Source organism: Microcystis sp. M083S1, from assembly GCF_020246405.1.
Classification (GTDB): Bacteria; Cyanobacteriota; Cyanobacteriia; order Cyanobacteriales; family Microcystaceae; genus Microcystis; species Microcystis aeruginosa_C.
Genome location: NZ_JADBTB010000080.1, coordinates 1 through 10665 on the forward strand (window position 1 = coordinate 1; position 10665 = coordinate 10665).

10 protein-coding genes and 1 tRNA gene are annotated in these 10665 nt (G+C 42.5%); 5 read left to right on the forward strand and 6 right to left on the reverse strand.

The window, feature by feature from the left end:
* Window positions 1-194 precede the first annotated feature (194 nt).
* Window positions 195-267 (reverse strand) — tRNA-Ala (locus IM450_RS07815).
* A gap of 131 nt (window positions 268-398) precedes the next feature.
* Between IM450_RS07815 and IM450_RS07820 the strand changes: the two genes are divergently transcribed.
* Window positions 399-950 (forward strand): 1,2-dihydroxy-3-keto-5-methylthiopentene dioxygenase, encoded by a 552-nt coding sequence (locus IM450_RS07820; protein WP_002801528.1) that lies wholly within the window; start codon window positions 399-401, stop codon window positions 948-950.
* A gap of 170 nt (window positions 951-1120) precedes the next feature.
* Here IM450_RS07820 and petG read toward each other — a convergent pair whose 3' ends face one another.
* From petG to IM450_RS07835, 3 genes are all read right to left on the reverse strand, one after another.
* Window positions 1121-1237 carry a cytochrome b6-f complex subunit V gene (petG, locus tag IM450_RS07825; RefSeq protein ID WP_002738052.1) on the reverse strand — a complete coding sequence of 39 codons (117 nt, stop codon included), beginning with the start codon at window positions 1235-1237 and terminating at the stop codon, window positions 1121-1123.
* A 234-nt stretch (window positions 1238-1471) separates the two neighbouring features.
* A complete protein-coding gene (locus IM450_RS07830) occupies window positions 1472-1957 on the reverse strand; it encodes a hypothetical protein (RefSeq protein WP_287666661.1) in 486 nt (161 codons plus the stop codon).
* A 344-nt stretch (window positions 1958-2301) separates the two neighbouring features.
* Complete coding sequence (locus IM450_RS07835) at window positions 2302-3390, reverse strand: metallophosphoesterase family protein (RefSeq protein ID WP_287666658.1); 1089 nt, start codon at window positions 3388-3390, stop codon at window positions 2302-2304.
* A 66-nt stretch (window positions 3391-3456) separates the two neighbouring features.
* Here IM450_RS07835 and trmB point away from each other — a divergent pair, with 66 nt between their 5' ends.
* Genes trmB through IM450_RS07850 form a run of 3 tightly spaced genes read left to right on the forward strand, consistent with a single transcriptional unit; the run spans window position 3457 to window position 5555 of the window.
* Window positions 3457-4092 (forward strand): tRNA (guanosine(46)-N7)-methyltransferase TrmB, encoded by a 636-nt coding sequence (gene trmB, locus IM450_RS07840; protein ID WP_002801525.1) that lies wholly within the window; start codon window positions 3457-3459, stop codon window positions 4090-4092.
* Window positions 4093-4126: 34 nt separating this feature from the next.
* Complete coding sequence (locus tag IM450_RS07845; protein ID WP_287108432.1) at window positions 4127-4735, forward strand: hypothetical protein; 609 nt, start codon at window positions 4127-4129, stop codon at window positions 4733-4735.
* A gap of 19 nt (window positions 4736-4754) precedes the next feature.
* Entirely contained in the window at window positions 4755-5555 is an 801-nt protein-coding gene (locus IM450_RS07850; protein WP_287666649.1) for a tetratricopeptide repeat protein, read from the forward strand.
* A 137-nt stretch (window positions 5556-5692) separates the two neighbouring features.
* Here the strand turns inward: IM450_RS07850 and glgA are convergent, their stop codons facing one another.
* The gene (gene glgA / locus IM450_RS07855; protein WP_287666646.1) at window positions 5693-7171 is read right to left on the reverse strand and encodes a glycogen synthase GlgA; all 1479 of its coding nucleotides are present in this window, start codon (window positions 7169-7171) and stop codon (window positions 5693-5695) included.
* Window positions 7172-7383: 212 nt separating this feature from the next.
* Entirely contained in the window at window positions 7384-8808 is a 1425-nt protein-coding gene (gene dacB / locus IM450_RS07860; RefSeq protein ID WP_002801520.1) for a D-alanyl-D-alanine carboxypeptidase/D-alanyl-D-alanine endopeptidase, read from the reverse strand.
* 312 nt (window positions 8809-9120) lie between these two features.
* On the opposite strand from dacB, the gene gorA reads away from it, so the two are divergent.
* Complete coding sequence (gorA, locus tag IM450_RS07865; RefSeq protein WP_287666643.1) at window positions 9121-10473, forward strand: glutathione-disulfide reductase; 1353 nt, start codon at window positions 9121-9123, stop codon at window positions 10471-10473.
* Window positions 10474-10665 lie beyond the last annotated feature (192 nt).

The window sequence follows — 10665 nt, forward strand, 5'->3', positions numbered from 1 at the left end:
CACCTACCAAGAAATGATCAGGAATTAATGGCATTTTTTCAAGGAAAATTACCACCACAAGTTAAGTCTTTTAGCTTTTCTGTCAGTAATCCTCTGCTATTCTCCCCAGAAATAAAAGTAACACCTTTTTGGGAAGTTGACGCCGGTTCATAATCTTTCTTGAACCTTAAAAAGCGGTTAATATCTCTGGCAAATGGAGAATAGGGAACTCGAATCCCTGACCTCTGCGGTGCGATCGCAGCGCTCTACCAACTGAGCTAATTCCCCATATATAGGCCATAATAGCATTTTTGAGCAGAAAATCCTAGGAACTGGCAAGGGATCGAGGGGCAAAAAATCGAGCGGCTTGCCTCTGGAAAACTTTAAAATAGAAAAAGTAATCTTGAGGATGATCACTAATGGCGATACTACGCTTAGAGAATGGGACAACCTATACCCAGTTAGCCGATATTAGTCTGGAATTGGCCAAATTAAATGTTACTTTAAACTATTGGCCGATCGAAAACGAAGCCACTTGTCAGCTACTTAAGCAAGCTTCTCTCACTGACGAAGAAAAAGAAATAGTTTTAACCAGCTTAGACGGTTATTTTGAGCAACTAAAGCAAGAAGCGGGTTATCAAGCTAGAGATTTAATCGTTTTACACCCTGAAATTCCCAATCTCGACACTTTACTGGCCAAATTCGAGCGCTGTCACACCCACGCTGACGATGAGGTGCGTTATATCATTGATGGGGAGGGGGTTTTTGGCTTTGTCTTTCCCGATGGTTCTCAGGGGGAATTAACTATTCAACCTCAAGAATATATCAATGTTCCCGCCCATAGCGAACACTGGTTTCACCTCACTGCCAGTAAACGAGTTAAAGCAGTACGTTACTTCACCAGTACCGCCGGATGGGTTCCCGAATATACGGAAACCGTCATTCGTTTTCCTAGTTTAACAGCCGTCTAGCCTTTGGTTTCAGGCGAGCGCTCTCCCCATAAGACAGATGAGTTTTGCAGGGATGGCAACGCCGGCAGCCACAATCTGTTAAGCGGCAAATTTGTCCTATTGAAAAATCTCCCGTCTAGTGCCTAGCTTGACGGGAGATTGTCTCAATTCGGGGGATTGGCGTGATAGATTTAGTCTAAGCCGAATTGATTGCCCCGTTTGTACTGTAAGTAGGCGGCAACGAACAAACCCGCTAGGGTAATGGGAATTAAGCCTAGGACAATCCCTAGCACTAAAGGTTCAATCACGTCTGTACTCCTTGGATTAGCAATTTTTCACCCGTATTTTATCCTAGCAGCGGTTGCCCTGGAAAGATAGGGCGATCGTACATACTTCTTAAGTGGGGTTTGCTGAAAAAGTTTTTCGTGGGGTGTGGGGGTAGTGGGGAATTTAGCTGAAATTTCCCTAAATCCCCATCTCTCTAAATCCTATCTCCCGACTCCCCAAAAGGAAAACTTCACCATTAAGATAACTGCTCTACTCTAGGAGCGACCGAGAAAAAATTTTCTCAATGTGCCTTTACCCCAATAGCGATCGATTTCTTGCCAGAGATTGTGGAGACAAAAAACCACTGCTAGACAGAGAGTAACCGCAAGGATTTGAGAGAAACTTTCCCTTTGCCAAAATTTGGCCATTGCCTGCGAAATTACCCGCGTTCCCCGATAAGCTTCCAGAAAACCCTCGATCGAGCCGAGAATCAGTGCTGCTAGGGTATAAACAAAGGTTCGATACAGAACGCTAAGGTAACGGGGGCGATTTTCTAACCATTCTAGCTTCAGGGCCACGTCGAGAATGACCACGGTTTTTGCGGCAATGATCGCCCCTAAGATCGCTTTACCCAAAACGTAGGTAGTAATCGAATACTCTTCCAGAAATAATTTCATGATCAGAAGAATATAACCGAAAGCCAAGAAAAAAAACAGGGCAAGAGAACCGATTTTTTTCAATTCCTTTTTAATTGCTTCCATTGATTTTTTTTGACATTTTCTGCCAAGATAGCGGCCGCGTACCATAACTATAAGCTATAGTTAATTATTTGTTGCAGCTATTCTCTGAACTCTACCAGCAAGTTTGATCGCCGATAACTGAACTGATGCTTGAAACTAATTACGGCTTGCTGAATAAATCTAAAAACCTTGTTGTATAAGACTTTTAGACTTGTTTTCCCTCAAAAAGTGCCGACCTTTGGAGTGATTAGGGGGAAAATTCCTGGACTTTTTCCCTGAAAATTAGGTAATTGACCACCTGAAAATCGGTAAAACCCCACACCCCACACCCCACACCCCACACCCTGCCCCTAGGAAAAGCTTTTTCAGCAAACCCTAATTACAGCTTGATTGTCGATAAAATGAGGATTACCGAGGGGATCGATGGCACTGAAAGTGTAAAAATAACGGCGTGCTAGGGGCGGAAAATCGCTAAAATCGAAGATTGTGTCACCTTTGGCCACATCTGCCCAAAAATTTCGTAATTTCGGGGCTAATTCCTCCGCTAGACTCATGGGAAGATTGAGGGGATGGCAGGTTAACAAACGCATCATAAAAGGATAAGAGCGATCGCCTAACCATTGCCGAGAAATAGCGGGTAAATTCTCCCATCCGGGTATATTTTGCAGATGAAAGGATTCTATGGCTAATTCAACCGTGTTTTCGGAATATTCTAGCACCCGGTAGGGATGGGGATAACTGACGAGAGAACCGGTGGTAATTTCATAGATACCTCTGGCAAAAGCCAGATCCTGCACATGGAGATGGCCAGTAATCAACAATTTTACGCCGTTTTCCTCTAGTATATCGAGCAGTTCTACCGCATTAGCCAACATATAGCGTTTACCTAATTCATGATTGCTTTGTCCGGGTAAATGCTCGATAACGTTATGATGGATCATCACCATAACCAGATCGTTTTTTAGCGCTGGTAAAATCTGTTTTAACCAATGCAATTGTTCTGCATCTAAACTGCCAATTTGTTTACCTTGATCATCGAATTGATTAGAATTAAGACCGATTAATTGCACTCCGGGTAAAATTTCTTTTTGGTAGTATATTTGTTCTGGATCGCTGTAACCAAATTGTTGATAATAAAAGGGAAAATCTCCTAAACCGATCTGGTTTTCTGTTGCGGTTAAACTCAAAACATCATGATTACCCGGCACCACATAGACGGGGAAGGGTAAAGTGGCTAAACAATCGGCTAACCAACGATGATTTTCTGGTTCACCATCTTGGGTTAAATCGCCAGCAATCAGCAGAAAATCGAGGTTAAGGGTGATGAGATGGTCTAAAACAATTTTTAAAGCGGGAATACTCACTTCCACCAGATGAAAGCGATTAGAATGGTTTAAAATGGTTGTGGGTAAAGCGATATGAGGATCGCTGAGAATGGCGAAACGGAAATTCATCGCATTCAATTGGGCTAAATATCGGTAAACTAGATCGATCGAGGAGAAATAGAGGAGAAAATATCTTTGGCTAAAGTTCGCGTTCGTCAGCACGTCAATCCCTTAAGTCATAAATATCGCCATCCGATCGCTCCCCCCGATTGGAATCAAGTTTATCAGGATATGACGCAACCTCTCCATCTTGACATTGGTTGTGCGCGGGGTAAATTTTTGTTACAAATGGCCCAAGTAGAGCCAGAAATTAATTTTTTGGGGATTGAAATTCGTCAACCTTTGGTAATTGAAGCCAATCAGGAACGGGAAAGGTTAGGATTAAGTAATCTCGCTTTTGTTTTTGGCAATATGAATGTTGCCCCAGAAATTTTACTGCAATCTTTGCCCGCAGATAAGTTATTTTGGGTGTCGATTCAATTTCCCGATCCTTGGTTTAAACAGCGTCACAGTAAGCGTCGGGTTGTGCAGCCAGAATTAGTAATAGCTTTGGCTAAGTATATGGTAGCTGGGGGCTGGGTTTTTTTACAGTCGGATGTGGAATCGATCGCCCTGGAAATGACCGAGAGATTTCAAGCACATCCCCATTTTGTTCGGCAACATCAAACCCCCTGGTTAGCGGAAAATATTTTCCCCGTACCGACGGAGAGGGAAAAGTCCACTTATAATAAGGGTCAACCAGTTTATCGCTCGCTTTTTCGAGTTCGGTAGCTTCAGTTAAAATATCTTGGCACTGTCTCAAATCATGGTTATAAATCTCGACTCACCCCTAATACTTGAGGACAATAATCGCCCCCCTGTCTCTCAATTGCTGGAATTTCTCTTAAGCAAAGAAAAAAACAATAAAAAAACTAAAGAAAATCTTACTTTTGAGGCTTTAGTCGGTACTTGGCGATTATACTTTATCACGGGAACTCAAAAAGCGAAAAAGAGAGCGGGGATTGTTTTGGGTAAGGGTCGCTATCTACCATCCTGGTTAAAAATTACCATCTCTTACCAAAGAAATGAGAGTTTAGAACCGGGAGAATTTATCTCTGGAAGCGTCAGCAATCAGATAGTTTTAGGGGCAGTAAAACTATCCGTAAGCGGTCCGGTTAAGTTTTTTCCTAAAACCCGTCTTCTCGCCTTTGATTTCACCAGGCTCAACCTAACCCTATTTAATCGCTCTCTCTATTCTGGTTTTATTAGAAATGGCCAGGTAAGTGAAGCGAATTTTTATCAGGAAAGTATCAAAAAACAGGCATTTTTTGCCTATTTTCTGATCACAGAAACAATGATAGCAGCCCGGGGACGAGGGGGAGGATTAGCCCTTTGGGTAAAAGAGATAAGTGAGACAAAACTAGCTGAAAAATAATTTATTAGAGGAGAAATAGATGGGATATTCTATCGATGTAGATGGGACAAATTTTGACAGTGAAGTGATCGAGAAGTCCTATCTAAATACAGTGATTTTAGACTTTTATGCCCTGTGGTGTGGACCCTGTAAATTGGTAAAACCGATGCTGGAAAAACTGGCAAGTGAATATAATTTTATCCTGGCAAAAATAGATATAGATAAAAGTCCCGAATTAGCCGAACAATACGATGTAGAAGGAGTTCCAGATGTGCGAATTGTCAGCAAGGGAGAAGTGTTACCCTGTTTTGTCGGTGCTTTGCCAGAAGAACAAATTAGAGACTTATTTTCCCGTCTCGATTTACAATCGGAATTAGAAACAGGATTAGCAGAAATCAAAGAAGCGATCGCCCTCGATAATTTGCCCGCAGCTAAACAATTATTTGATCGTCTTTTTCCCAAATATCCCGACGAACCGCGATTAATTATTATGGCGGTAAAATTTCTCATGCGTCTAGAAAAATGGTCAGATGCCTACCGATTAATTAGTGCTATTAAAGAAGAAAATCCCCCGATCAAAGGTTGGAAAACTCTCCTAGAATTTCAACAGTTAAAACTAGAAAATAATCCCCTCGATTCGATATTTTTTACTGGGATTAATTCCGCCTTAAAAGAAGATTATGCCGCCGCTTTAGATAAACTGATCAGCGTGGTGGGAGAAAGTAGAAAATATCGTCAGGATGGGGCAAGAAAAGCCATGTTAGCCATATTTCAGATTTTGGGGGTTAGTCATACCCTCACCCAAGAATACCAAGCAAAGTTAACATTTCTGCTCTACTAAGTAGGGTTTATTAAAAAAGTTTGTTGGTGGGGTTAGGAATCGGTCAGAACTAAAGCAATTCCCCAGTAATTTCAACAAATCTATTCCTCGAATTTCTGTTGATAATTGCCAGGGAATTGCTAGGGACAAGATGCAGTTTATTTGTGGCGAATCATTTCATAGAGGGCAACGTATTCTTCCCCGGGACCATTCCAAGAGTAATCGCATTCCATACCTTGAATCGCTAATTTTTGGAATTCTTCCGGCTGAGTGTACCACAATTCCAATGCCCGGGACATGGCTGATTCGAGGGCATTATTATCGGGATCAAAAAAGACAAAACCATTGCGTTCTTCTGGTTTGTGATAGGTATCATAATCGCGATCAAAAACCGTATTAACTAAACCACCAACTCCCCGGACGATGGGAACGGTTCCGTATTTTAAGCTGATTACTTGTGTCAGTCCGCAGGGTTCAAAATTACTGGGAACCACAATCATATCGGCCCCCGCATAAATCAGGTGAGATAATTCCTCATTAAAGCCCAATTCAATATGGACATCAGGGTTATTATTTAGGTGATTTTTCTCATGCCAGAACCAGTTATTAATTAACGATTCGGTGGCGGAACCTAAGAGGACAAATTGCGCCCCGCGAGCTAAGGCATAATACATAGCATGGTGAACTAAATGTACGCCTTTTTGGTCATCTAAACGACCGACATAACAAATTAAGGGCTTTTCTGCCTCATCTCTTAACCAGAGTCTTTCTCGCAGTGCCTTCTTATTGCGTGCCTTCTCGGAGAAGCTATCAACACCGTAGGGTGCAGCAATAAATTTATCTACTTCCGGGTTCCAGATATTGTAATCTAAACCGTTGAGAATACCAGTAAATTTGTGTTGATGCTGGTGAATTGTATGACCTAAACCGTAACTAACATCAGTGTGGTGTGCTTCCCAAGCATGGTGGGGCGAGACGGTATTGAAATAGTTGGCAAAAACGATGCCACCTTTCATAAAATTAATCACAAAAGGATTGAAGTTGTCGCGCAGTCGGGCATAGCTAAAGTAGTAAGAATCGTTATTTAATCCTGTTGCCCAGAGAATTTCTGCACCTCCAAATCCTTGGTGTTTAAAGTTATGGATGGTGTAAAGAACGCGCTGATTGCCCATACCATGATATTTATAAATTTCAAACAGTAAGGGCGGAATTAAACCGGTTTGCCAGTCGTGACAATGAATTATATCGGGACGTTTATTACTTCTGAGCAAAAATTCTAAAGCGGCTTTAGAGAAGAAGGCAAAACGCATATTATCGTCTTTACAGCCGTAGTAAGTGCCGCGATTAAAGAAATTATCCCCCGAATTGGGTTGAATAAAGAAACACAAGCGCCCGTGTACCCAACCACAAAAAACGTTACAGTGAATTGCCCCATCGTACCAAGGCACCCACAGATCGCGATAAGCCTCGTGTAAGCCCCAAATTTGGTCGTAGCGCATACAATCATACATGGGTAGGATTAGCTCCACGCAATGACCGCGAATTTCCAATTCTCGACTCAATCCATATACCACATCCCCCAATCCCCCAGCTTTAATCACCGGGGCGCACTCAGAGGCAACCTGAACTATATACATATATCAATAACTCCCTCGATTAATCTACAGGTCAGCTAGAAGCAATTTTTACAAAAGTATACAAGCTTCTGTGATTAAATTGGTCGGTCGATCGAATTAGTTGCGGGTTGGGGAAGTGGGAATTATGAATTATGAATTATGAATTGGGGAGTGGGGAATTTAGCTGAAATTTCCCTAAATCCCTATCTCCCTATCTCCCTATCTCCTAAAGATTAACAGCGTTTTAACTGTCCTAGGAGCAAAATCACCTCATCGATGCCGTTTCTGAGAGTAGTGGCGGGTTGATCGCTGTTATTGACGGTTATGCTAAAGATTAGGGGTTGATTGTCGGCGGTTTCTAGATAACCGGCGAGGGCGACAACTCCGGTTAAAGTCCCGGTTTTTGCCTGTAATCGTCCTTCTAGGGGAGTCTGGCGAAATCTATTGGTTAAAGTGCCATCAATGCCGCCAATGGCTAAAGAACGACGATAATCAGGGTTTTCTGCCATTAGTTGTAAAATTTGCCCTAAAGTCTTAGGTTTAATCAGGTTTTGTCGTGATAGCCCCGAACCATCGCCGATTTTATAACTATCGCTGTTAATTCCCAGTTTTGTTAAAGTTTCTTGTAATCCCGAGACACCGCCGAGCATTTGTAGTAGGGTTTCCGCTAGTAAATTATCGCTATTTTTATTGACTTTTTCCACCAAATATGCTAGAGGTTCTGATTCTAAATTGGTGATCTCATGGCCGAGAATCTGTGAACTAATTTCTGCGTTTTTAACGGTAATTCCCGCTTTTTCAAGGATATTACGCCAGCGAGCCAGGAAATATTCCGAGGGTTGGGGAATAGCTAAATTAAAATCATCTTGACTATCAATAGCCAGAGAACCAGTGATAATTAGGCGATTATTGGCTAAATTGCCCTTAATTGCCAGAGTATTCGGGCTTCCTTGCCCTGCGGTGCTGGTTTGATTCTCAATTAGCCATTGTTTAGCGGCAATGGGATCAGACCATTGTAAATCTAAGCTTTGCCCCAATTGTCGCGGTAAAAGCTTTAAAGTGACGGAATTTTCGTTTAAAACCAAGCTAGAAGCGGGTACAGCATAGTCAAAAAAGACATCTTCCCATTCCCAGGTTTTTTGACTATCGGAGACGACAAAAGGACTAGCAACGACAATTAAGCGAGAAATTGAGTTAATTCCCCTTGCTTTTAACTTTTCTGCTAATTTTTCTAGCTTTTCTGTGGTTATGGTTGCATCTCCCCTCCCGACTAAGGTTAAAGTCTCTACATCGGGGGGGTTGCCTTGGGCTAAAATGGGAGTTTTCAGACGATAATCGCGGTTAAATTTGCTAAAAGCGGCGGCAGTGGTTAATAATTTCGCAGTAGAAGCGGGAGTAAAAAAGTTATTTTCGTGGAGACTATAGAGATTTTCCTGAGAATTAAGGGATTTTACGAAAATTCCCCAATAAGCGCCTTGATAATCGGGTCGGGCCAAAATGCGATCAATCTCGGTGGCTAAGTCTGCGGGACAGATAAACTGGGAAGGGGGGGAATTGTCTTGACTGATGGGGGTTGCGAGGGTGAGGGGATGGTTTACCCAGAGAAATAGGGAACAGGTCCCCAAGAGAAAAGATAATTTTGAGCAGCGTGTTAGCATAGAATTAAATCTTGGCAGTAGGTAGGCGTTAAAAATTATCAGATGCCCCCCTTATTAAGGGGGATCCCCCCGCCTATCGGCACCCCCCTTATCAAGGGGGGCAGGGGGGATCGAACCTAAAATCCATTTTTAATTTAATTATAACCAGCTACTTAGTAAATAAATTGACTCTAATTTAGCAGCATTAGTGACTATATTGTGCTAGTTACTCGATAGATTCAGTTAGGGATTGATCCGAGATATTCGTTCCCCTTTTTGCCCTGAAAGTTTTTTGATTCCGTCAAATTTCTATTTATTCGCGAGGATATTTTTATGAGTTATGATTTTGATCTATTCGTGATTGGTGGTGGTTCTGGGGGTATTGCCACCGCTAGACGGGCGGCCGAATACGGGGCAAAAGTGGGATTGGCAGAATACGATCGTTTAGGAGGAACCTGTGTTAATCGCGGTTGTATTCCCAAAAAATTAATGGTTTATTCTAGTCGTTTTCCGCAACTATTTAAGGATGCGGAAGGTTACGGGTGGAGTCCAGTAGAGAGTCAGTTAAATTGGCAAAAATTAATTAGCGCCGTTAATCAGGAAACTATTCGTTTAAATGGCATTTATCAAAAGATGCTGGATAATTCTCAAGTGACGATTTTTCCTAATTATGCCAAGTTTCTTGATACCCATACCCTAGAGGTGGGAGATCAGAAAATTACTGCCGATAAAATTTTAATTGCCGTGGGGGGACATCCCGTTAAACCTGATATTCCGGGGATCGAACATACGGTAGTTTCTGATGCCATGTTTCAACTGCCGGAACAACCAAAAAGAATTATAGTTTTAGGGGCGGGATATATTGGGGTAGAATTTGCCGGTATTATGCACGGATTAGGGACAGAAGTGGTGCAGTTAATCCGTAAAGACAAGATTTTAAGAGGGTTTGATGAGGATATCCGCGATGAGATTCAAGGGGAAATGATCCGTCAGGGAATTAAAATTATGCCCGAAACTTTCCCCACTTCGATCGAGAAAACTGCCGAGGGTTTAAAAGTACATATTCAGGGGAAAGAAACCTCAGAAATGCTCTTTGTTGATGCCCTAGGATTAGCCGCTACTGGAAGAATTCCTAAGCTGGAAAAATTGGGCTTAGAGAATGTCAATGTCGAGGTAAAAAATCGGGCAATTGTCGTCAACGAGTATAGCCAAACCAGTGAAGATAATATCTATGCCGTGGGCGATTGTACCGATAAAATTAATTTAACCCCCGTGGCGATTAATGAGGGGCGAGCTTTTGCCGATACAGTCTTTGGTAATAAACCCCGGTTAATGAGTTATGAAAATGTTCCTTCGGCCGTATTTTCTACTCCTGAAGCGGCGACGGTGGGATTAACAGAATTGCAAGCAAAAAACCTATATGGTGACACGGGAATTAAAGTTTATCGGTCTAAATTCCGCCCTGGTTACAATGTTTTACCAGGCCGAGAGGACAAAACTTTGATGAAATTAGTTGTTCATCAGGAAAGTGGTAAAATTCTCGGGGCGCACATGGTGGGAGATCACGCCGCCGAAATTATTCAAGGAGTAGCCATTGCCGTAAAAATGGGGGCGACAAAAGCCGATTTTGATGCCACTGTCGGCATTCATCCCAGTGCTGCCGAGGAATTCGTCACCATGCGTTAATTAACAATTTTAGGTGTGTTAGATAGGTGTTAAAAATTGTCAGCTACCCCCCTTATTAAGGGGGGATTAAGGGGGGATCCCCCCGCCTATCGACACCCCCCTTATCAAGGGGGGATTAAGGGGGGATCCCCCCGCCTATCGACACCCCCCTTATCAAGGGGGGATTAAGGGGGGATCCCCCCGCCTATCGAC